The sequence below is a fragment of the Streptomyces sp. NPDC002104 genome (genome assembly GCF_053593795.1).
In genome coordinates, this window is record NZ_JBSFDF010000043.1 from 1 (window position 1) to 21268 (window position 21268).

Here is a 21268-nt window from a genome sequence, read left to right on the forward strand (position 1 = left end):
GCGTAGCCCGGCACCCCTCCCCAGCCCCGCCGGCGTGTGAGGCGCGGGTCCGGGCTGGCCCGGGGAACGGTGGAAGGGCGGGTAGGGGAACTCCGCCCCGCGCAGCGGTACACCCGGGCGACGGCTCCGCCCGAGCCCCGGGCCCTGCCGGCGCCCGGGGGGGGGTACGGGGCTCCGCCCGAGCCCCGGGCCCTGCCGGCGCCTGGGGCGGTGCGGGGTTCCGCCCGAGACCCGGGCCCTGCCGGCGCCCGGGGCGGTACGGGGTTCCGCCCGAGACCCGGGCCCTGCCGGCGCCCGGGGCGGTACGGGGCGCTGGCCGAGCCCCGGGCCCTGCCGGCGCCTGGGGCGGAACGGGGCGTCGGCCGAGCCCCGGGGGCCCCGCCGGCGCCCGGGGCAGTACGGGGCTCCGGCCGAGACCCGGGCCCCGCCGGCGCCCGGGGCGGTACGGGGCTCCGGCCGAGCCCCCGGCCCTACCGGGCCACCCGCTCCCGCCACGGCAGCTCCGCCGTGACCACGGTCCCCGCCCCGTCGGGGGACTCCACCACCAGCACGCCGTCGACCGCGTCGAGCCGCTCGCCCAGCCCCGCCAGCCCCGACCCGGCCGACGCGTCCGCGCCGCCCCGCCCGTCGTCCGACACCCTGATCAGCAGCCGCCCGTCGGCGGAGCCACCCGTGCGCCACACCTCGACCTCCGCGCCCCGCGCGCCCGGCCCCGCGTGCTTGCTCACGTTCTGCAGCAGCTCCGAGACCACGAAGTACGCGATCCCCTCGATCGCCTCCGCCGGCCGCGCCGGCAGATCCACGGCCACCTTCACCGGGACCAGGCACCGGGAGGCCACCGAGGACAGTGCCGCGTCCAGCCCCCGGTCGGTGAGCACCGCCGGGTGGATCCCGCGCGCCAGGTCCCGCAGCTCCTGCAGGGCGATCTTCACTTCCCCGTGCGCCTCGTCCACCATCGCCGCCGCCCCCTCGGGGTCCTCCAGCAGCTTCTCCTTCGCCAGGCCCAGCCCCATCGCCAGCGCCACCAGCCGGGCCTGCGCCCCGTCGTGCAGGTCCCGTTCGATGCGCCGCAGGTCCGCCGCCGCCGTGTCGACCACGACACCCCGGTCGGTCTCCAGCTCGGCGATGCGCCGCTCCAGCTCGTCGGAGGGCGACAGCAGGCCCCGTACCATCGCCCGGTCCACGTTCGCGAGCCCGCGCACCACCCACGGCAGCACTGGCCACAGCACGAACAGCCCGGTCAGCGCCACCGCGAAGGTGAGCACCGCCCACGGCAGCCGGATCAGCTCGAACAGCACGGTCCGCCACGCCACCGGGTCCTTGAGGCTCGCCCACAGCCAGGGGAAGAACCCGCCGGACCGGCGCGGCCCGGGCATCGGCGTCGGCTCGTCGACCCGTACGCCCAGGAGGTCGCGGGCCCGCGCCCGTTCCAGCCGTCCCAACTGGCGAGACACGAACAGACCGCCTGCGAACAGCGGCAGACCGATCGCGGTCACCGACAGACCGCCCGCGGTCGACACCATCACCACCGTGTAGACGAACCCGATGAGGGCGGCGGGCAAATTGCTCAGCAGGTAGGCGATTTCCTTCCACGTCACGGCATCGAAGGGTGCGCGGACGGGGGGAGGGGCGCCGTCGTCGGGGGTGTGCTTGCTCGCGGTCATGCGCCTACCCTGCCAAGCCCGCGCCCCCTCGTGCCATGGGGTAGCCGGGCCGAGGTAAACGGGGGATAACCCCACCCCGTGGAGCCCAGGCCCTAGACTCCCGTCCGTACCAGATCAACCTGATCGTCGACAGTGGCCGAGGAACGAGGAACGGACGTGCCCGAACCAACGGTATCGACCGTATCCGTGCTCGCCGCGGACTACTTCCGGACGTATTCGGTCGTCGGCCTCCTGGCCGCGCTCGGTGTGCTCTTCGTGGCGGTGGCCTTCGGCGCCAACCGCCTGCTGAGCCCGTCCGTCCCGACCCGCGAGAAGCTGCTGACCTACGAGTGCGGCGTGGACCCGGTGGGCGAGGGCTGGGCGCACACCCAGGTCCGCTACTACGTCTACGCCTTCCTCTACGTCATCTTCGCCGTCGACTCGATCTTCCTCTTCCCCTGGGCGACGGTGTTCGCCGCCGCCGGTTACGGCGCCACGACGCTGGTGGAGATGTTCATCTTCCTCGGCTTCCTGGCCGTCGGCCTGCTCTACGCGTACAAGAAGGGCGTCCTCGAATGGCTGTGACCCCGGCCGGTACCCCGGCCACGGAGTCGGAGCCGCAGCTGCTCCCGGAGCCGAAGCGGCTGGGCGTCCTGTCCCGCCTCGCGCCCGAGCCCATGAAGGTGGTCCTCAACTGGGGCCGCCGCTACAGCCTGTGGGTCTTCAACTTCGGCCTCGCCTGCTGCGCGATCGAGTTCATCGCGGCCTCGATGGCCCGCCACGACTTCATCCGGCTCGGCGTCATCCCCTTCGCACCCGGCCCGCGCCAGGCGGACCTCATGATCGTCTCCGGCACGGTGACGGACAAGATGGCCCCGGCGGTCAAGCGGCTGTACGAGCAGATGCCCGAGCCCAAGTACGTCATCTCCTTCGGTGCCTGCTCCAACTGCGGCGGCCCGTACTGGGACTCGTACTCGGTGACCAAGGGCGTCGACCAGATCATCCCGGTCGACGTCTACGTCCCCGGCTGCCCGCCCCGCCCCGAGGCGCTCCTCCAGGGCATCCTCAAGCTCCAGGAGAAGATCGCCCGCGAATCGCTGGCGGACCGCTACGCGGACACGCCGGCGCCGTCCCCGGCGCAGCTCACGAGCGGACTGGTGTCTCCTCCCCCTGCTCCCGGGACGCACGCGTGAACCTCTACGACTCCCTCCCCGACGCGGCGGGAACGGTCTTCGGCGAGGAAGCGGTCGGCTCCTTCGCGTACTCCGTCCTCACGGTCGACGTCCCCACCGCGAGCTGGATCCCCGCCCTGGAAATCGCCCGCGACAAGCTGGGCTGCACCTACTTCGACTGGCTGAGCGCGGTCGACGAGCCGGGCACGGGCTTCCGCATCTGCGCGCACGTGGTCTCCCTGGAGAACCACCGCGTACGCCGCCTCCTGCTGCGGACCACCGTCCCGCACTCGGCGCCCTCCCTGCCCTCGGCCGTCGCCGTCTACGCCGGCGCCGAATGGCACGAGCGCGAGACCTTCGAGATGTTCGGCGTCGTCTTCACGGACCACCCGAACCTCGTCCCGCTCCTCCTCCCCGAGAACTTCGAGGGCCACCCGCTGCGCAAGGACTTCGTCCTCGCGGCGCGGGTCGCCAAGGCCTGGCCGGGCGCGAAGGAGCCGGGCGAGGCGCACGACCCGGACGCCCCGAAGCGCCGCCAGATGCTCCCGCCGGGCGTACCCGACCCCAACGACTGGGGCCCGATGAAGGGCCAGCTCCCGCCGGCCCCCGCCCGCCCCGCCCGCACCCCCCGCGCGGCGGCCGGAGCCCCCGGCGACCGTCCGGCCCGCACCCCGCGCGCCGCGGCCGGCGCTCCTGGCGACCGCCCGGCCCGCGCCCCCCGCGAAGCCACCCCGCCGACCGGCGCCACCGGGGAGACCCCGGCGGAAGCACCCCCGGCCCGCCCGGTACGCCGCTCCCGCTCGGTCGCGGACGGCTCCGCGAGCCAGGCCGCCGCCCCGGCCTCCGGGGCAACCCCACCCCCGGCGGGCGCCCCGGCCGACGCGGCACCCGTTCCGGCCGAAGCCACGCCGACGGCACCTGACACGACCCCGGGCAGCCCGGCGCTCCGTACCCGCTCGGCCGCGGAGGGCTCCGCGAGCCAGGCGGAGTCCCCGTCCGGCCCGGCGGGCACCCCGCAGCCGGCCCCCGCGCGCACGCCGCGCCGTACGCGCTCGGTCGCGGACGGCTCCGCGAGCCGGGCCGCCGCGACCCCGGCCGAAGCCGAGGGCACGCCCGCGACGGAACCCCAGGCCCCCGCACGCCCGCTCCGCGGCAGCGCGGACGCCCCCTGGCACAACCCGAAGCCCGCCTTCGACACTCCAACGGCCGACCCGGCCGACCCGGCTGCCCCGGCCGAACCGGCTGACCCGGCGACCCCGGCGGCCCCGGCCGAATCGGCCGCCGCATCGGCTCCGGCTGCTCCGGTGCCCCCGGCCGCTCCGGCGCCCCCGGCCGAACCGCCCGCTCCGGCCGACGGCCCGGCGAGTTCCGCCGCGTCCGAGCCCGAGTCCGAGCAGGAGGCCGGGTCCAAGCCCGCCCCCAAGCCGGAGTCGGCCAAGCCGGAGTCGGCCAAGCCGGAGTCGGCCAAGCCGGAGTCGGCCAAGCCGGAGTCGGCCAAGCCGGAGTCGGCCAAGCCGGAGTCGGCCAGGCCGGACTCCGCCAAGCCGGACCCCACCGACCCCCGGTCCGAGACGGACCCCACCCCCAACGACCCCACCGGAGGCGCCGCGTGAACGACGTCCTCGACGTCGCCCTGCGGCTGATCGTCGTCTTCGCCGTCTTCCTCGTGCTCCCGCTCGTCGTCGGGCAGACCGAGCACAAGGTGATGGCCCACATGCAGGGCCGCCTCGGCCCCATGTACGCCGGCGGCTTCCACGGCTGGGCCCAGCTCGTCGCCGACGGAGTCAAGTTCGCGCAGAAGGAAGACATCGTCCCGGCCAACGCCGACCGCCGCGTCTTCCAGCTCGCCCCCGCCGTCGCGCTCCTCCCGTACCTCCTCGTCCTCCTCGCCATCCCCATCGGCCCCGGCGAAGGCGCCGTCGGCCAGGTCATCGACGCCGGGCTCTTCTTCGCGCTCGCCGTCATGGGCATCGGCGTGCTCGGCTCGCTCATGGCCGGCTGGGCCTCGGCGAACAAGTTCTCCCTCCTCGGAGGCCTCCGCACCGCCGCCCAGCTGCTCGCCTACGAGCTCCCCATGCTGCTCGCGGCGGCCTCGGTCGCCATGGCCGCCGGAACCGTGTCGCTCCCCGGCATCGTCGGTGCCTTCGAGTGGTGGTGGCTGCCCTGGCAGATCGTCGGCGGGCTCGTCTTCTTCACCGCCGGCCTCGCCGAACTCCAGCGGCCCCCCTTCGACATGCCCGTCGCCGACTCCGAGATCATCTTCGGCGCCTACACCGAGTACACCGGCCTGCGCTTCGCGCTGTTCCTCCTCGCCGAGTACGCCGGCATCGTCGTCCTGTGCGCCCTGACCACCGTCCTCTTCCTGGGCGGCTGGCACGGCCCCTTCGGCGGCGACGGCTTCGGCTGGATCTGGACCCTGCTCAAGATCGCCGCGCTCTCCTTCGTGGTGATCTGGCTCCGCGTGAGCTACCCCCGGCTGCGCGAGGACCAGCTGCAGAAGCTCGCCTGGACCGTACTCATCCCCCTCGCGCTCGCCCAGATCGCGCTCACCGGCATCGTGAAGGTGGCGATCCAGTAATGCCCCCCATCCCCGGCTCCGGCCTCGCCAAGGGCCTGGCCGTCACGCTGCGCACGATGACGAAGCGCTCGCACACCGCCCAGTACCCCGAGGTGCAGCCCGAACTCCCGCCGCGCTCGCGCGGGGTCATCGGCCTGTTCGAGGAGAACTGCACGGTCTGCATGCTGTGCGCGCGCGAGTGCCCCGACTGGTGCATCTACATCGACTCCCACAAGGAGACGCTCCCGGCCGCCGCCCCCGGTGGCCGTGAGCGCAGCCGCAACGTCCTCGACCGCTTCGCCATCGACTTCTCCCTCTGCATGTACTGCGGCATCTGCATCGAGGTGTGCCCCTTCGACGCACTGTTCTGGTCGCCGGAGTTCGAGTACGCCGAGACCGACATCCACGAACTGACCCACGAGCGCGACAAGCTGCGCGAGTGGATGTGGACCGTACCGGCGCCGCCCGCCCTGGACCCGGCAGCCGAGGAGCCCAAGGAGATCGCGGCCGCCCGCAAGGCCGTGGAGAAGGCGGAGACCGCGGCCGCGGCCGCCGCGGCAGCCGCCGCAGCAGCGGCCGCCGAGGCGAACCCCGACACCACGCCCCCGGCCACGCCCCCGGCCCCGGAAGGAGACGCGTGATCACCGCAGCCGCCCAAGGCAACGGCTTCCTCTCCCCGACCGGCGTCGAGATCGCCTTCGTCCTCGTCGGCCTCGCCACCCTCGGCGCGGCCGCCGTCACGGTCACCACCAAGCAGCTCGTGCACGCCGCCCTGTGGCTGGTCGTCGCGCTCGGCGGGATCGCCGTCGAGTACCTGCTGCTCACCGCCGAGTTCATCGCCTGGGTCCAGGTACTGATCTACCTCGGTTCCGTGGTCGTCCTCCTCCTCTTCGGTCTGATGCTCACCAAGGCCCCCATCGGCCGCTCGCCGGACGCCGACTCCGGCAACCGCCCGGTCGCGCTCGGCGTCGCCCTCGTCGCGGCCGCCGCGCTCGTCTGGGTGGTCGTCGACGCCTTCCGCACGACCTGGATCGACCTCGACGGCCCCGCCCAGGGCTCCACCAAGGTCTCGGGAGAGATCCTCTTCCGGCACTGGGTGCTGCCCTTCGAGGCGCTCTCCGTCCTCCTCCTCGCGGCCCTGATCGGCGCCATCGTGCTGTCGCGCAAGGACGCGCCCGCCACCGACCCGAAGGGCGGGCAGCGCTGATGCACCTCGCCTACCCCGCCGTGCTGGCGGCGCTCCTCTTCTGCACGGGCCTGTACGGAGTGCTCGCCCGCCGCAACGCCATCCTGGTCCTGATGTCCGTCGAGCTGATGCTCAACGCCGTCAACCTCAACCTGGTGGCCTTCGACGTCTGGCTGCGCGACAGCCTGCACGCCGGCCAGGCCCTGACCCTCTTCACCATCGCCATCGCCGCCGCCGAGATCGGCATCGGCCTCGCGATCGTGCTGATGGTCTACCGCAACCGGGGCACCGCGGACGTCGACCGCCTGCGCGACACCGCCGAGGGCCACGAGCCGGACGGCGCGACCCCGGCCGGCCCGAACCCGGACAGCGCGAACCCTGCGACCGGAGCCGCCGCGTGAGCACCCCGACCCTCGCCGTACTGGTCCCCCTCCTGCCCTTCCTGGGCGCCCTGGCGGGACTGCTGCTCGGCCGCACCGCCCCCGGCTTCGTCAAGCCGCTCGCCGTCCTGCCGACGCTGGCCGCCGGAGTCCTCGCCGTCCTGGTCGCCTTCCGTCAGGGCGGCGGCAAGGCGATCGACACGGCCACCGAGCTGACCCCGACCGGCTCGGTACCCATCGAGCTCTCGCTCCACCTCGACGGCTTCGCCGTCATGGTGGCCGTCCTCGTCGGCCTCGTCGCCACCTGCGTGCAGATCTACTCGACGGCGTACCTGCGCGAGGACCCGCGCTACCCGTCCTACGCCGCTCTGGTCTCACTGTTCACCTCCGCCATGCTGCTCGTCGTCTACTCCGGCGACCTGATGGTGCTGCTGGTCGGCTGGGAGATCATGGGCATCTGCTCGTACTTCCTGGTCGGCCACTACTGGGAGACCGAGGCGGCCCGGTCCGCCTCCCTGAAGGCCTTCCTCGTCACCAAGCTCGGCGACGTCCCCTTCCTCATCGGCCTGTTCGCGCTCGCCACCGACGCCGGCTCCTTCCGGATCACCAAGATCCTGGGCACCGTCGCCGCCGGCGGACTCGACCACCCGACGCTCATCGCGCTGCTCCTGCTGGCCGGAGTCGCGGGCAAGTCCGCGCAGTTCCCGCTGCACACCTGGCTTCCGGACGCCATGGCGGGCCCCACCCCGGTCTCCGCACTGATCCACGCCGCGACGATGGTCGCCGCCGGTGTCTACTTCGTCGCGCGCCTCCTCCCCGTCTTCGCGGCCTCCCGGGCCGCGCTCGTGGTCCTGGCCGTCATGGCGGCCGTCACGATGGTCGGCTCCGCCCTCGCCGCCCTGGCCCAGGACGACATCAAGCGGGTGCTCGCCTACTCCACGATCGGCCAGCTCGGCTACATGACCGGGGCCCTGGCCGTCGGCGACCGCGCGGCCGCCGTCTTCCACCTCCTGTCGCACGGCGCCTTCAAGGCGCTGCTGTTCCTCGGCGCCGGCGTGATCATCCACGCCGCGGGGACGAACTCCCTGGCCGCCATGTCCCGCATGGACGGCCTGTCCAAGCGCATCCCCGACGCCTTCTGGACGATGACGATCGCGCTGCTCGCGCTCGCCGCCTTCCCGCCCTTCGCCGGCTTCTTCTCCAAGGAAGCCGTCCTCGTCGCCGCCGAGCACACCGCCGGCGGCCACTCGGAGCTCGCCCCGAGCGCGGCCGGCTGGGTGGTCCTGGTCGCCGGTGTACTGACCGCGCTGCTCACCGCCGCCTACGCCACCCGGCTGTGGCTGATGGCCTTCCGCGGCCGGGGAGCCGCCGCCCCCGACCACGGCAAGGAACCCGTCGCCATGACCGGCGTGCTGTGGCTGCTGGCCGTCCCGTCCGTGGGCTTCGGCCTGCTGGCCGGGCCCCTGTCCGACTTCTTCGACGGCCGCGAACTCACCCCGTCGCTGACGACCTCGGTCCTCGGCACGGGCGCCGCCGCCGTCGGCGCGGTGCTCACCTACGCCCTGTGGCAGCGTGCCCAGGCCCAGGCCGCCCCGGCCCCGGCAGCCCCCGCCGGACCGCACGCCCCCGCCGGTGCCCCCGCCGCGGTGCCCGGCACTGCCGCGGTGCCCGCCACCGCCGCGGTACCCGCGTCCGTTGCCGCCGCCCGGTCCGCCGCCGAGAGCCCCGAAGTCGCCGAGGTCACCCACGACCACCCGGTCGTCTCCACGGCCCCCGCCGCCGACCCCGGCCGCGCGCTGCTCGGCCCGCTGCACCGGCACGCCGCCGTCGGCTTCCACCTCGACGCCGTCTACGACCGCCTGTTCGTCCGCCCCGTCCGAGCCGCCGCAGCCCTCGTACGCTTCCTCGACCGCGAGGTCGTGGACACGTACGTCCGTGGCGCGGGCCTCGGACCCCGGCTGCTCGGCGGCCTCGTACGCCGCACCCAGACCGGCAACGTGCAGAGCTACCTGAGCGCCCTGCTCGCCGGCGCCGTGGTCCTGGCGATCGCCACCGCCGTCCTCGCCAACGTCAACGCCGGATCGTGAGCCGTGAGTCAGCCGTGATTGATATCAGCCCGTCCGTGATGCAGTTCCTTCTGGCGTTCGTCGTGGCCGGCCCGCTCGTCGGCGCCGTCGCCGCCCTCCTGCCCGCCCCGCCCGGACTGAAGGGCAAGAGCCCCGAACAGGCCGTCCTCCGCCACGGTGTGACCGTGACCGGTGCCATCCTCGCCGCGGCGATCGTCCTCGCCGCGGGCTTCGACCACGACGCCCCGTCCCGCTTCCAGGCGACGACGGACATCAGCTGGATCCAGGCCCTGAACGTCCGGATCCACCTCGGCATCGACGGCATCTCGCTCCCCCTCCTCCTGATGACCGCGCTGCTGTTCTTCCTCTGCGCGCTCTACAGCTACTTCAAGCTCCCCGCGGGCCCCTCCGCGAAGGCCTTCGTCGCCCTGCTCCTGGTCCTGGAGTCCGGCACCCTCGCCACCTTCGCCGTCCTCGACCTGCTGCTGTTCTTCCTCGCCTTCGAGATGGTCCTCATCCCGATGTACTTCCTGATCGCCCGCTGGGGCGGTGCTCAGCGGCAGGCGGCCGCCTGGAAGTTCATCCTCTACACCCTCCTCGGCTCCGTGGTGATGCTGCTCGGCCTGCTGCTGATCGGGCTGAACAGCGGCACGTTCGACATGGTGGCGCTCGCCTCCGACAACGGCCGCGGACTGTCCCACACCACCCAGATCCTGGCCGTCCTCGCCATCGGGACCGGCCTCGCCGTGAAGACCCCGATGTGGCCGCTGCACAGCTGGCTGCCGGACGCCCACACCGCCGCCCCCACCGTCGGCTCCGTCCTCCTCGCGGGCGTCCTGCTGAAGATGGGCACCTACGGGTTCGTCCGGATCCTGCTGCCCGCCACCCCCGACGGCATGGCCACCTTCGCCCCGTACCTGGGCGCCTTCGCCGCCGTCGGCATCGTCTACGGGTCCCTGGCCTGCCTCGCCCTCGCCCGCAAGGGCAACAAGGGCGACCTCAAGCGCCTCATCGCGTACTCCTCCGTCGGCCACATGGGCTTCGTCCTCCTCGGTATCGCGTCCATGACTCCCACCGGCGTGAACGGCGCGCTGTTCGCCAACGTCGCGCACGGTCTGATCACCGGCCTTCTCTTCTTTCTTGTCGGTTCGCTCAAAGACCGTTACAACACGGCCGATCTCGACACCCTCGCCGGAGCCACCGGAGCGGCCCTCTACGGCCGCGCCCCGCGCTTCGGAGCCCTCCTCGCCTTCGCCGCGATCGCCTCGCTCGGCCTCCCCGGCCTGGCCGGTTTCTGGGGCGAGATGCTGGCGCTCTTCGGCGCGTTCGACCCCGCCGAGGGCCTGTCGCGGCCCGCGTTCCTCACGTACATGGCCGTCGGCGCGTTCGGCACCCTGCTCACGGCCGCCTATCTTCTGATCGTCGTACGGCGGGTGTGCATGGGCGACCCGAAGGCCGCGCGCGAGAGCGCCGCCGCCCCGGTGGTCCTCGCGGACATCCAGCGCTACGAGTACGCCGCCTGGAGCCCGCTCGTCGCCCTCACCCTCCTCGCCGGCCTGTGGCCCGCGGTCCTCCTCGGCCTCACCGACCCGGCCGTCCAGAAGCTCCTCGCGGGAGGGAACTCATGACGGTCCTTCAGTCCCTGGTCCAGCCGATCGCCCAGCCGATCGCCCTGCCGCTCGTGCAGCCGTTCGCCCAGCCGCTCGGCCGGCCGTTCGCGATCGCCGCGGCCGACGCCGGCGCCGGAGCGCCCAGCCTGGTCCAGTCCGTCGACTGGCTCGCCATCGCGCCGGTCGTCATCACCGCCGCCGTCGGCCTGCTCGTCCTGGTCGCCGACCTCTTCGTACCGGAGCGCCGCAAGCCGCTCCTCGGCTGGATCTCCGTGGCCGGACTGGCCGCCGCGACCGCCACCCTGCTGCCGCTGCGCGCCGGTGACCGCAGCACCTTCTGCCTCACCGGCCCGGGTACGGCGGATTCCGCCGCGTGCAGCTACGCCGCCGACCACTTCGCGCTGGTCGTGCAGTTCCTCGTCCTGGGCGGCGCCCTGGTCACCGCCCTGCTGTCGGTCACCGCCGTCCGCGAGGCGCGCATGCCGGCCGGCGAGTACTGGTTCCTGCTGCTCTCCTCCGCCGCCGGCGCGGCCCTGCTGCCCGCATCCCGCGACCTCGCCACCCTGATCGTCGCCCTCGAAGTCGCTTCGCTGCCCGCCTTCGCCCTCGTCGGCATGCGCCGCGGCGACCGGCTCTCCTCCGAGGCCGCCCTCAAGTTCTTCCTGTCCTCCGTCACGGCCACCGCCGTGTCCCTGATGGGCGTCAGCTTCGTCTACGCCGCCACGGGCTCCCTGCACCTCACCCAGGTCGCCGACCGGCTCGGACACGTCCCCGGACAGCTCGACACCCTCGCCATGGCCGGCGTCGCGCTCACCCTGGTGGGCTTCGCCTTCAAGACGGCCGCGGTCCCCTTCCACTTCTGGGTCCCGGACACCTACGTCGGTGCCCCGCTGCCCGTCGCCGGATACCTGTCGGTCATCGGCAAGGCCGTCGGCTTCACCGGCCTCATCCTCGTCACGGTGATCGCCTTCCCCGCGTACTCCGACGTCTGGGGCCCGGCCCTCGCCGTCCTCGCCGCGCTCACCATGACCCTCGGCAACGCGGCGGCCCTGCGCCAGTCCGCCGACCGCCCGAACGGCGCCGTACGGCTGCTCGCCTGGTCCTCGGTCGGCCAGGCCGGCTACCTGCTGGTCCCGATCGCGGCCGCCGCCTACGCCGGCCGCGACCAGATCGGCTCCACCGTCGCCTACGCCCTCATGTACGCAGCCGTGAACCTCGGCGCCTTCGCCGTGGCCGCCCTGGTGGCCCGTACGAAGCCGCTGCACCGGCTCGCCGACTACCGGGGACTGTACGCGCAGAGCCCGCTCGCCGCCCTCGCGATGGCCTTCTTCCTGCTCTGCCTGGCCGGTCTGCCGCCGGGCATCATCGGGCTCTTCGCGAAGGTCACCGTCTTCCGCTCGGCGGTCGACGCGGGCCTGGGCTGGCTCGCCGTCGTCATGGCCGTCAACGTCGTCGTCGCGCTGTACTACTACCTGCGCTGGACCGCCCTGCTCTTCCGGGCCCCCGACGCGGACACGGCACGGGAAGGCGCCCAGGAGGGCGTCCAGGAGGCCGCGCAGCCCCGTACGGGCACCCCCTGGCCCGTCACGGCGGCCATCGTGCTCACCGCCGGCACCGCCCTGGTCCTGTCGGGTGCCCCGCAGCTCGTCCTGCGCTTCGCCACGGGCAGCCTCTTCCCGCTGTAGAGCCGCCGCCGGAGGGCTGCCGGAGCCGTGCCGCGCCCGGCCTGCGCCGTGACCGGCCCCGCGCCCGTAACCCGTACGGCCTAACCCGCGCGGCGCCCGCCACAGCCCCGCCCCCCGGCCCACCGGGGCGGCGGGGACGGGCGTGCCCGGGGAACCTGGCGCCCTCACCTCGCGTTGACCAGGAAGGAAGGGTCCACTGGACCGTAGGCCCTCCGATCCCCAGATCCTGGACGGGTCCCCCTGCCGCACCACTTGGAGGGCGCACCGTGCACCGCCGGCACAACGGGCTGAAGACCGCCGTACTCCTCGGTGGTCTGTCGGCCCTCATCATCCTCATCGGAAGCTTCTTCGGCCGGGGCGGACTGATCGTCGCCGTCCTCGTGGCCCTCGGCACCAACGCCTACGCGTACTGGAACAGCGACAAGCTCGCCCTGCGCGCGATGCGGGCCCGGCCCGTCAGCGAGTTCGAGGCCCCCGAGCTCTACCGCATGGTGCGCGAGCTCTCCACGTCCGCGCGCCAGCCCATGCCCCGGCTCTACATCTCCCCGACCGAGGCTCCCAACGCCTTCGCCACCGGCCGCAACCCGCGCAATGCCGCGGTCTGCTGCACCGAGGGCATCCTGCGGATACTCGACGAGCGCGAGCTGCGCGGGGTCATCGGCCACGAGCTCAGCCACGTGTACAACCGCGACATCCTCATCTCGTCCGTCGCGGGCGCGCTCGCCTCCGTGATCATGTTCCTGGTCAACTTCGCCTGGCTGATCCCCATCGGCCGTTCCAACGACGACGAGGGGCCGGGCCTCTTCGGCATGCTGCTGATCATGATCCTGGGCCCGCTTGCGGCCTCCGTGATCCAGCTCGCCATCAGCCGCTCGCGCGAGTACGAGGCGGACGCCTCCGGGGCCCAGCTCACCGGGGACCCGCTCGCCCTCGCCAGCGCCCTGCGCAAGCTGGACGCCGGCACCAAGCAGCTCCCGCTGCCGGCCGAGCCGCGGATCGAGACCGCGAGCCACATGATGATCGCCAATCCCTTCCGCCCCGGCGAGGGATTGTCCAAGATGTTTTCCACGCACCCCCCGATGGCCGAGCGCATCGCCCGGCTCGAACAGATGGCAGGACGCAGCCAGTGAAGACCATCCTGAACATCATTTGGCTCGTGCTCAGCGGAGTCTGGCTCTTCCTCGGCTACTGCCTGGCGGGCGTCATCCTCTGCATCACCATCATCGGAATCCCCTTCGGCATAGCCTCGTTCCGCATCGCGGTGTACGCCCTGTGGCCCTTCGGATACACCGCCGTCGAGCGGCGCGACGCCGGCGCCGCGTCCTGCGTCGGGAACGTGCTGTGGCTGGTCCTGGCCGGCTGGTGGCTGGCCCTCGGCCACATCGTCACCGGCATCGCACTGTGCCTCACGATCATCGGCATCCCGTTCGGCATCGCCAACTTCAAGATGGTCCCGCTCTCCCTGCTCCCGCTGGGCCGCGAGATCGTCCCCACGGACGCCCCCTTCGCCTCACGCTGAACCGCGCCGGGCCCGGAGCCGGTTCATCCGCTCGTATTAAGGTTCCGGGTTGCGGAGGAGTGACGCGGACGAGCGGCACGCACAACGGGCAGGGAAGAACCGATGTCGACTGAGCCCTCTGAGCCCTCTGAGCCCTACGAGTTCTCCGAGCCCTCCGAGCCCGCCGTGACCCTCTCGGTGGTCGTGCCGATGTACAACGAGGAGGACGCGCTGCCGGCCCTGGTCGGCAGGCTGCGCCCGGCACTGGACGCCATGGCAGTCCGCTACGAGGTCGTCGCCGTCGACGACGGCAGCAAGGACCGCACCGCGGAGCTCCTCACCGAGTTCCAGGTGAAATGGCCCGAGCTGCGCGTCGTGCGGCTGCGCGGGAACTCCGGCCACCAGGCCGCCCTCACCGCGGGCCTGCACAGCGCCTCGGGCGCGTACGTGGCCAGCATCGACGCGGACCTCCAGGACCCGCCGGAGAAGATCCCGGAGATGCTCGACCTGGCCCGCGCGGACGGCCTCGACATCGTCTACGGGGTCCGGGCCGACCGCAGCACCGACACCGGATTCAAGCGCCACACGGCCGGCGCGTACTACTGGCTGGTGCGCCGCCTGGTCGGCAAGCAGGTGCCCGCCCAGGCGGGCGACTTCCGGCTGCTCAGCCGCGCGGCGGTCGACGCGGTCAAGGCGATGCCCGACCAGCACCAGGTGTACAGGCTGCTCGTGCCGTGGCTCGGCTTCCCCAGCGGCCAGGTCGCCTACCAGCGCGAGGAGCGGGTGGCGGGCGAGACCAAGTACCCGCTGAGCAAGATGCTCCGGCTGGGCGTCGACAGCGTCATCAACTTCTCCGCCGCCCCGCTGCGTCTGGCGACCTGGCTGGGCGTGGCCAGCTTCTTCGGCTGCCTCCTGATGGTGGGCGCCACCCTGGCGGTCTACCTGAAGGGCAAGACCGTCCCCGGCTGGACCTCCCTGTTCATCGTGATGCTGTTCCTCGGCGGGGTGCAGCTGATCTGCGTCGGCCTGCTCGGCGAGTACATCGGCCGCATCTACACGGCGGTGCAGCGCCGGCCCACCTTCTTCGTCGGGTACGACTCGCACGCCCCGGCGCCGAAAACGGAGCGCGAAGCGGACTGATCCCCCTCCGGCGGCGCGGACGAAGTCCCAGGTCAGGGCGATTGTCAGTGGGGGATGTCACTCTCTGTGCATGAACGAGACCGAGCAGTTGCTGAAGCAAGCCGCCGACCGTGCGCACAGCTCCCGGCAGGGGCGGTACGCGGCCACAGGCGCCCCGGACGCGCCCCTTGCTGCGCCCCTGTCCCGCGCGGAGCTGCACCGGGCCGAAGCCGCCCTGGGCTTCGCCCTGCCGCCCCGCCTCGCGGCCCTGCACACCCGCGTGGCGGACGGCGGCTTCGGGCCCGAGTACGGCCTGCTGCCCCTGGAGCGAGCCGTCGCCGAATACACCGCGATGCGCGCGTCGGCCTGGCGCTGGCCCGAGGGCGTCCTGCCCATAGCCGACCTCGGATGCGCCCTGCGCGCCTGCGTGGACTGCCGTTCGGAAACCGCCCAGGTCCTCCTGTTCGAACCCAACTCGGGCGATCCGGAGCTCGCCTGGTTCCTCGAATCGCCGGCGCTCGCCGACTGGCTGCGCGGCTGGCTCGACGGCAGCGCCTGGTTCAGCGAGGAATCGGGCGCGGGGGAGGAGTGGGACCTGGAGCTGACCCCCTGGGCGGGCTTCAGAGCCCGCGTGTGAGCCGCCGGCGCACGCCGTGGACCAGCGCGCCCAGCGCCAGTACCGAAGCCCCCGCGAGCGTCGACGCGGCGGGCAGCGAGCAGCCCAGCACCACGCAGCCGGACAGTCCCACCGCTGCCACGGCCCGGTCCTTGACACCTGAATCGAGAGTCCACGCGGAGGCGTTCGCGATCGCGTAGTAGGCGAGCACGCCGAAGGAGGAGAATCCGATCGCGCCCCGCAGATCGGTGGCGGCCGCGAGCACCGCCACCACCGCGCCCACCGCGAGCTCGGCGTGGTGCGGCACCTGATGCCGGGGATGTACGGCGGCCAGCGCACGCGGGAGATGGCCGTCCCGCGCCATCGCCAGGGCGGTCCGCGACACCCCGAGTACGAGGGCCAGCAGCGAGCCCAGCGCCGCCAGGGCCGCGCCCGCCCGGACGACGGGAGTCAGCCCGGGCCACCCGGCCGCGCGCACGGCGTCGGCCAGCGGGGCCACCGACCGCCCCAGACCGTCGGCGCCCAGCACCGACAGCGCCGCCACCGAGACCGCGGCGTAGACCAGCAGGGCGATCCCCAGGGTGAGGGGAACCGCCCGCGGGATCGTGCGCTCCGGGTCACGCACCTCCTCGCCCAGGGTGGTGATCCGGGCGTACCCCGCGAAGGCGAAGAACAGCAGCCCGGCGCCCTGGAGCAGCCCGGCCGCCGCCCAGTCCGAGCCGCCGAGCCGGCCGGCGTCGGCCGCGCCGGAGGACAGGCACGCCACCACGACCCCGGCCAGAACGGCCAGTACCGCCGCCACGATCACCCGTGCGATCCGGGCGGACTTCTGCACCCCGCCGTAGCTCGCCGCGGTCAGTGCCACCACGGCCGCCACGGCCACCGCGTGCTGGTGCCCGGGCCACACGTAGGCCCCGACCGTGAGGGCCATCGCCGCGCACGAGGCCGTCTTGCCGACGACGAAGCCCCAGCCGGCCAGGTAACCCCAGAAGGGCCCGAGCCGTTCGCGTCCGTACACATAGGTGCCGCCCGAGGAGGGGTAGCGGGCGGCGAGCCGGGCCGAGGAGTGCGCGTTGCAGTACGCCACCAGGGCCGCCAGCGCGAGCGCCCCGAGGAGCGCCCTGCCGGCCGCGCGCGCCGCCGGGGCCAGCGCGGCGAAGATCCCGGCGCCGATCATGGCGCCGAGCCCGACGACGACGGCGTCGAAGACGCCCAGCGTGCGCTTCATCCCGCCGTGCGGGGCATGGGATTCCGTGGCGTTCACGGCCGGAGGGTATCCGGCCTAGATGACGCCCTCCCTGCCGGGGACGGGCGTGCGGCTGCGTTCCCAGCCGTCCAGCGCGGTCAGGCAGGCGTGGTCGAGGTGGCGCAGCCCGCTCAGGTCGAGGTGGACGGCTCCGCCGCGGGGCAGCGCGTCCAGCTCGTCGAGGAGTTTGGGCAGCCGCAGGAAGCTGGCGTTCCCCAGGATCCGCACGCGCAGTTCGTCCCCCTCCCACACCGGCTCGATGTGGACGTGGGAGGTCTCCCAGGCCGCCTTGGCGACGGCGAGCCCCAGGCCGGCGAGCACCCCCTCGAAGAGGTTGGTGGCCACGATCGCCGAGGCCGTCGCCACCAGGACGACCGCCTCGCCCCGGTGCGACCGCCACAGGGCGGCCACCGCCCGCACCGGCAGCAGCTTCCAGCCGGCGTGCAGCAGCACCCCGGCCAGCGCGGCGAGCGGGACGGCCTCCAGCAGTCCGGGGACGGCCACGGCGAACAGCAGCAGCCAGCCGCCGTGCAGGATCCGGGAGGCCCGAGTGCGGGCGCCGGCCTCGACGTTGGCCGCGCTGCGGACGATGACGGCGGTCATCGGCAGGGCTCCGAGCAGTCCGCAGAGGGTGTTCCCGACGCCCTGGGCGACCAGTTCGCGGTCGTAGTCGGTCCGCGCCCCGTCGTGCATGCGGTCCACGGCCGCCGCACTGAACAGCGTCTCGGCGGAGGCGATCAGCGCCAGCGCGACCACGGTCCCGACGGCCCCCACGGAGGCCAGCACCCCGAAGTCCCCCCAGCCCGGCGGGGCCACGGCCGACAGGACGCCCGTGACCCGGACCCGCTCCACCGGGAGGTGCAGCAGCACGGCCGCGGCGGTCGCGGCGGCGACCCCGACGAGCGCACCCGGAACGAGCCGCAGCCGGTCGGGCATCCGCCGCCAGGCCACCAGGACCGCGACGGTACCGGCCCCGAGCGCCACGGCGGTCCAGTCGGCGCGCCCGCCGAGCTCCAGCACCCCGCCCAGCTTCTCCAGGGTCCGCGCCGGGGCCTGCGCACCGGCCAGGGCGTACAGCTGACCGGCGATCAGCACGAGCCCGATACCGGCCAGCATCCCGTGCACGACGGCCACGGAGATCGCCCGGAACCAGCGGCCGAACCGCAGCGCGCCCATGGCCAGCTGCACCAGGCCGGCGGCCAGGACGAGCACGCCGAGCGCGGGCAGCCCGTACGTCCGCACGGCCTCGTAGACGAGCACGGTGAGCCCGGCGGCCGGGCCGCTCACCTGGAGCGCGCTGCCCCGGAACCAGCCGGTGACGAGCCCGCCCACCACCCCGGTGACGATCCCGAGTTCGGCCGGTACCCCGGAGGCGACGGCCACTCCGACGCAGAGCGGTAGCGCGACCAGGGCGACCACCACGGACGCCCCGAAGTCTTCACGTAGCGTGCCGGCCCCAGGCATACGGGAACCCCCTGTCGAGGTGCGGACGGACACCCCTCACCCTGGTGGGCGCACTGCCCGCCGCCCAAGTGCACACGGAGGGCGCCGCGAGCGCGTACGCCGCTCACGCCGGGCACACACCCACCGCGCGCCGGTCCCGCGACACCGCGCGCGGAGCACCGCCGCAGCCCAACGACCGCGGCCCGGCGGTCCTCGAAGGACCGCCGGGCCGGAGTGCGGGCTGAGCCGAGGCCGAAGCCGGTGATCAGCGGTAGTTCACGAACTGGATCGCGAAGTCCAGGTCCTTGCCCTTGAGGAGGGCCTGGACTTCCTGGAGGTCGTCGCGGCTCTTGGAGCTGACGCGCAGCTCCTCGCCCTGGACCTGGGCCTTGACGCCCTTGGGGCCCTCGTCACGGATGATCTTCGCGACCTTCTTGGCGTTCTCCTGGGAGATGCCTTCCTCGATCGTGGCGAAGATCTTGTACTCCTTGCCGGACAGCTGCGGCTCACCGGCGTCGAGCGCCTTGAGGGAGATCCCGCGCTTGACCAGCTTGGTCTCGAAGACGTCCAGGACGGCCTTGACGCGCTCCTCGGAGTTCGCCTCCATCAGGATCTTCTCGCCGGACCAGGCGATCGTGGCGCCGGTGCCCTTGAAGTCGTAGCGCTGCGAGAGCTCCTTGGCGGACTGGTTGAGGGCGTTGTCGACCTCCTGCCGCTCGACCTTCGAGACGATGTCGAAACTGGAGTCGGCCATGTGCTGTGGCTCCTTGAAGTCGGTGGTGGCGGCCCCGAAGGGCGCGGCCGGACATCCCCGGACCGCTCCGCAAAGCCTAGCCACCGTGCCCCCGTGCGGTGCTGATCAATCCGGTGGCGAAGCACCCCCGGTCATCGGGTATCGTTTACGTCGTTGCCACGGAGCGCCGCCGCAAGGCGGAAAGATGGCAGCGATCATGGCGGTGTGCCCGAGTGGCCAAAGGGAGCAGACTGTAAATCTGCCGGCTCAGCCTACCCAGGTTCGAACCCTGGCGCCGCCACGCGAGTGGGACCCCCGTTCATCTGCGGAAACGCAGTGAACGGGGGTTCTTTCGTTTTCGAACACGGACAGTCGACTGTCTCGCTCTGTCTCGTTGACGCACGCTCTCTACCAGCGTCTGTGGACGGAGCGTGGACGGGAACTTCATCCCTGACCGGACGCTCGGCCTTCCTCGGCCGCTTCGCGTCAGGACGGGCCGCACCTTGGGGCATAGCGCACAAGGGCAGCTCAGGCACCGTTGGACACCTGCGGCGTGTGCGCGGAGATCTGAGCGCCCGGTGCTGAGCCGTGCGTAAGCATCCTGCGGCGGAAGTCGTGCCGATATGGGTATGGGAGGCGTGCGCGTCGATCATGTGACGAACACCTCCCGTTGACCCCGCGTCTACGTAGAATGCTGCATCGGTGACGGGCCGCTGTTCCCCCCACACGGGGCCCACCTGCGCAAAGGAACAGAAACGCATGCCCTCCTCCACCTCACTGCCCTCCAGCTGGCAGTACGACGTCCCGATCAGCGGAAGCACCCGGCTGCCCCCGGATGCCGGGTACGCCAAGGCGCTAACCAACCAGGGGTATAGCTTCGAGGCGGCCGTAGCAGACCTCGTCGACAACGCAGTCGATGCCAAAGCGGACGCCATCGTGGTGCACTTTCTCCGCGCCGATGCCCGCATCGTGTCCTTGCTGGTCCTGGACAACGGGCGAGGCATGGACGATGCGGGCCTCGACCGAGCCATGACTGTCGGCCGTCGCCGCGACTACGGAGCCGATGCACTCGGCATGTATGGCACGGGCCTCAAAGCCGCCTCCCTCTCGCATGCTCGATCACTCACCGTCATCAGCCGCACCAGGCGCAGCCGTGCGGCCGGCCGCAAGTTGACCGCAGAAGGCATCGAAGACGGCTTCCGATGCGACACAGTTGAGTCGGCGTTTGCCCAGCAGCAGATCGATGTCTATGACGGCCTGATCGAGTGGCAGGGAACGATCGTGCGCTGGGACCGGGTACGGGCCTTTGAAACCGTGGCGCCGGGCCAAAGCGAACAGTTTCTCTCAAAAGCTATTTCGCGTCTTGAGACGCACCTCGGTCTCTACTTGCATCGGTTTCTGAGTCGAGGATTGAAGCTTGACATAGCCGTTTGGGACGTGGCAACGGGTGAGGAAACCGATCATATAAGCGTGGATGCGCTCGACCCATTCGGCTACAAGTTGACTGGAAGAGCTGGATATCCGAAGAAGTTCACTGCCTCGGTAGAGGGAGTGGGGCGTGTAGGACTTGAGGCGCACATCTGGCCTTCCAGATCCAATCTTGCGGGGTTCCGGCAGATTGGCGCAGTGCATGATCGTCAGGGTTTCTACTTCTATCGAAATGATCGCCTGGTGCAGGCTGGTGGATGGAGTAATCTCCGCAGCCCCGAGGGCCATCTGGCGCTAGCGCGTGTAGCCGTCGATCTACCAGACGAAGTCAATGACGTTTTCAGCCTTTCGGTAAAGAAGGATGGAGTCGAGGTTACGCCCGCCTTCACTCTAGGAGTGCACGAGGCGGTCGATGCAGCAGGTGCCGAATGGAGCTCCTATATCCTCGATGCGCAAGTCACCTACCGTGAAGGAAATTCCCGGTCGAACATTGAAAGACCTTCCGTCATCGAGCCCGGAAAAGGGCTCGACCCGAAGGTTAAGCGCGCTGTTCGCGAAGAGCTGCCGCTGAAAAACGGTGAGGAGCCTATCCGAATGGACTGGGTTGCCTTGCCTGATGGGCAGTTCTTCCAGCTAGACCGCGAGAACCATATTATTCTTATCAATAGAGAATTCCGTGAGGACTTCAACGATGGGCGGCGGGGCGGGGCAAATGATGCGCCGGTCACCAAGGCATTGCTTTATCTGCTACTCCAAGATTGCTTTGGTCTCGGCCGCTGGGAGAAGAGGCGTGCTGACCGAATGGAATACTGGAACAGCATACTATTCGCGGCGGTCCAAGCTCAGCGCGAGCGCCGGAACCGGATCGATTATTGACCTACCGTCG

General features: G+C 72.0%; 19 protein-coding genes and 1 tRNA gene. 16 read left to right on the forward strand and 4 right to left on the reverse strand.

Annotation, left to right across the window (positions count from 1 at the left end):
• Positions 1–470 precede the first annotated feature (470 nt).
• Complete coding sequence (locus ACWCP2_RS28640) at positions 471–1664, reverse strand: sensor histidine kinase (protein WP_450911465.1); 1194 nt, start codon at positions 1662–1664, stop codon at positions 471–473.
• 156 nt (positions 1665–1820) lie between these two features.
• Here ACWCP2_RS28640 and ACWCP2_RS28645 point away from each other — a divergent pair, with 156 nt between their 5' ends.
• The 14 genes from ACWCP2_RS28645 to ACWCP2_RS28710 all read left to right on the forward strand — a co-directional run bounded on the left by ACWCP2_RS28645 (position 1821) and on the right by ACWCP2_RS28710 (position 15553).
• Positions 1821–2228, forward strand: a complete 408-nt coding sequence (locus ACWCP2_RS28645; protein WP_250740903.1) for an NADH-quinone oxidoreductase subunit A — start codon at positions 1821–1823, stop codon at positions 2226–2228.
• Positions 2219–2836, forward strand: a complete 618-nt coding sequence (locus ACWCP2_RS28650; RefSeq protein WP_450911466.1) for an NADH-quinone oxidoreductase subunit B — start codon at positions 2219–2221, stop codon at positions 2834–2836. The genes ACWCP2_RS28645 and ACWCP2_RS28650 overlap by 10 nt, the downstream gene beginning before the upstream one ends.
• Positions 2833–4428 (forward strand): NADH-quinone oxidoreductase subunit C, encoded by a 1596-nt coding sequence (locus ACWCP2_RS28655; protein WP_450911467.1) that lies wholly within the window; start codon positions 2833–2835, stop codon positions 4426–4428. The genes ACWCP2_RS28650 and ACWCP2_RS28655 overlap by 4 nt, the downstream gene beginning before the upstream one ends.
• Entirely contained in the window at positions 4425–5393 is a 969-nt protein-coding gene (locus tag ACWCP2_RS28660; protein ID WP_450911468.1) for a complex I subunit 1/NuoH family protein, read from the forward strand. Before ACWCP2_RS28655 ends, ACWCP2_RS28660 begins: the two co-directional genes overlap by 4 nt.
• The gene (locus tag ACWCP2_RS28665) at positions 5393–6013 is read left to right on the forward strand and encodes a NuoI/complex I 23 kDa subunit family protein (protein ID WP_450911469.1); all 621 of its coding nucleotides are present in this window, start codon (positions 5393–5395) and stop codon (positions 6011–6013) included. Before ACWCP2_RS28660 ends, ACWCP2_RS28665 begins: the two co-directional genes overlap by 1 nt.
• Positions 6010–6579: an NADH-quinone oxidoreductase subunit J family protein gene (locus ACWCP2_RS28670; RefSeq protein ID WP_250740898.1), complete on the forward strand. Its 570-nt coding sequence runs from the start codon at positions 6010–6012 to the stop codon at positions 6577–6579. Before ACWCP2_RS28665 ends, ACWCP2_RS28670 begins: the two co-directional genes overlap by 4 nt.
• A complete protein-coding gene (gene nuoK, locus ACWCP2_RS28675) occupies positions 6579–6959 on the forward strand; it encodes an NADH-quinone oxidoreductase subunit NuoK (protein WP_450911470.1) in 381 nt (126 codons plus the stop codon). Before ACWCP2_RS28670 ends, nuoK begins: the two co-directional genes overlap by 1 nt.
• On the forward strand, positions 6956–9025 hold the full coding sequence (locus ACWCP2_RS28680; RefSeq protein WP_450911471.1) for an NADH-quinone oxidoreductase subunit 5 family protein: 2070 nt from the start codon (positions 6956–6958) through the stop codon (positions 9023–9025). Before nuoK ends, ACWCP2_RS28680 begins: the two co-directional genes overlap by 4 nt.
• Positions 9026–9063: 38 nt before the next feature.
• Positions 9064–10632 (forward strand): complex I subunit 4 family protein, encoded by a 1569-nt coding sequence (locus tag ACWCP2_RS28685; RefSeq protein WP_450911510.1) that lies wholly within the window; start codon positions 9064–9066, stop codon positions 10630–10632.
• Positions 10629–12299: an NADH-quinone oxidoreductase subunit N gene (locus ACWCP2_RS28690; protein ID WP_450911472.1), complete on the forward strand. Its 1671-nt coding sequence runs from the start codon at positions 10629–10631 to the stop codon at positions 12297–12299. Before ACWCP2_RS28685 ends, ACWCP2_RS28690 begins: the two co-directional genes overlap by 4 nt.
• Before the next feature lie 266 nt (positions 12300–12565).
• The gene (gene htpX / locus ACWCP2_RS28695) at positions 12566–13429 is read left to right on the forward strand and encodes a zinc metalloprotease HtpX (protein ID WP_383948125.1); all 864 of its coding nucleotides are present in this window, start codon (positions 12566–12568) and stop codon (positions 13427–13429) included.
• Positions 13426–13818 (forward strand): YccF domain-containing protein, encoded by a 393-nt coding sequence (locus ACWCP2_RS28700; protein ID WP_450911473.1) that lies wholly within the window; start codon positions 13426–13428, stop codon positions 13816–13818. Before htpX ends, ACWCP2_RS28700 begins: the two co-directional genes overlap by 4 nt.
• 102 nt (positions 13819–13920) lie before the next feature.
• The gene (locus tag ACWCP2_RS28705) at positions 13921–14937 is read left to right on the forward strand and encodes a glycosyltransferase family 2 protein (RefSeq protein ID WP_450911474.1); all 1017 of its coding nucleotides are present in this window, start codon (positions 13921–13923) and stop codon (positions 14935–14937) included.
• 70 nt (positions 14938–15007) lie between these two features.
• Positions 15008–15553: an SMI1/KNR4 family protein gene (locus ACWCP2_RS28710; protein ID WP_450911475.1), complete on the forward strand. Its 546-nt coding sequence runs from the start codon at positions 15008–15010 to the stop codon at positions 15551–15553.
• Here the strand turns inward: ACWCP2_RS28710 and ACWCP2_RS28715 are convergent.
• The 3 genes from ACWCP2_RS28715 to ACWCP2_RS28725 all read right to left on the reverse strand — a co-directional run bounded on the left by ACWCP2_RS28715 (position 15537) and on the right by ACWCP2_RS28725 (position 18975).
• The gene (locus tag ACWCP2_RS28715) at positions 15537–16760 is read right to left on the reverse strand and encodes an APC family permease (RefSeq protein ID WP_450911511.1); all 1224 of its coding nucleotides are present in this window, start codon (positions 16758–16760) and stop codon (positions 15537–15539) included. The genes ACWCP2_RS28710 and ACWCP2_RS28715 overlap by 17 nt on opposite strands.
• A gap of 54 nt (positions 16761–16814) precedes the next feature.
• Positions 16815–18242, reverse strand: coding sequence for a SulP family inorganic anion transporter (locus tag ACWCP2_RS28720; protein ID WP_450911476.1), 1428 nt, complete (start codon positions 18240–18242; stop codon positions 16815–16817).
• A 244-nt stretch (positions 18243–18486) separates the two neighbouring features.
• A complete protein-coding gene (locus ACWCP2_RS28725; protein WP_243333311.1) occupies positions 18487–18975 on the reverse strand; it encodes a YajQ family cyclic di-GMP-binding protein in 489 nt (162 codons plus the stop codon).
• 198 nt (positions 18976–19173) lie between these two features.
• Here ACWCP2_RS28725 and ACWCP2_RS28730 point away from each other — a divergent pair.
• Positions 19174–19255, forward strand: a tRNA-Tyr gene (locus ACWCP2_RS28730).
• A gap of 458 nt (positions 19256–19713) precedes the next feature.
• The gene (locus ACWCP2_RS28735; protein ID WP_450911477.1) at positions 19714–21258 is read left to right on the forward strand and encodes an ATP-binding protein; all 1545 of its coding nucleotides are present in this window, start codon (positions 19714–19716) and stop codon (positions 21256–21258) included.
• Positions 21259–21268: the final 10 nt, after the last annotated feature.

What these genes read in the sequence shown, in the direction of transcription:
- ACWCP2_RS28685 (WP_450911510.1), top strand. Translation starts at nt 9,064, where the DNA reads ATGCAGTTCCTTCTGGCGTTCGTCGTGGCCGGCCCGCTCGTCGGCGCC.
- ACWCP2_RS28720 (WP_450911476.1), bottom strand. Translation starts at nt 18,242, where the DNA reads ATGCCTGGGGCCGGCACGCTACGTGAAGACTTCGGGGCGTCCGTGGTG.
- ACWCP2_RS28715 (WP_450911511.1), bottom strand. Translation starts at nt 16,760, where the DNA reads ATGAAGCGCACGCTGGGCGTCTTCGACGCCGTCGTCGTCGGGCTCGGC.
- ACWCP2_RS28690 (WP_450911472.1), top strand. Translation starts at nt 10,629, where the DNA reads ATGACGGTCCTTCAGTCCCTGGTCCAGCCGATCGCCCAGCCGATCGCC.
- ACWCP2_RS28735 (WP_450911477.1), top strand. Translation starts at nt 19,714, where the DNA reads ATGCCCTCCTCCACCTCACTGCCCTCCAGCTGGCAGTACGACGTCCCG.
- ACWCP2_RS28665 (WP_450911469.1), top strand. Translation starts at nt 5,393, where the DNA reads ATGCCCCCCATCCCCGGCTCCGGCCTCGCCAAGGGCCTGGCCGTCACG.
- ACWCP2_RS28705 (WP_450911474.1), top strand. Translation starts at nt 13,921, where the DNA reads ATGTCGACTGAGCCCTCTGAGCCCTCTGAGCCCTACGAGTTCTCCGAG.
- ACWCP2_RS28725 (WP_243333311.1), bottom strand. Translation starts at nt 18,975, where the DNA reads ATGGCCGACTCCAGTTTCGACATCGTCTCGAAGGTCGAGCGGCAGGAG.
- ACWCP2_RS28650 (WP_450911466.1), top strand. Translation starts at nt 2,219, where the DNA reads ATGGCTGTGACCCCGGCCGGTACCCCGGCCACGGAGTCGGAGCCGCAG.
- ACWCP2_RS28710 (WP_450911475.1), top strand. Translation starts at nt 15,008, where the DNA reads ATGAACGAGACCGAGCAGTTGCTGAAGCAAGCCGCCGACCGTGCGCAC.
- ACWCP2_RS28640 (WP_450911465.1), bottom strand. Translation starts at nt 1,664, where the DNA reads ATGACCGCGAGCAAGCACACCCCCGACGACGGCGCCCCTCCCCCCGTC.
- nuoK (WP_450911470.1), top strand. Translation starts at nt 6,579, where the DNA reads ATGCACCTCGCCTACCCCGCCGTGCTGGCGGCGCTCCTCTTCTGCACG.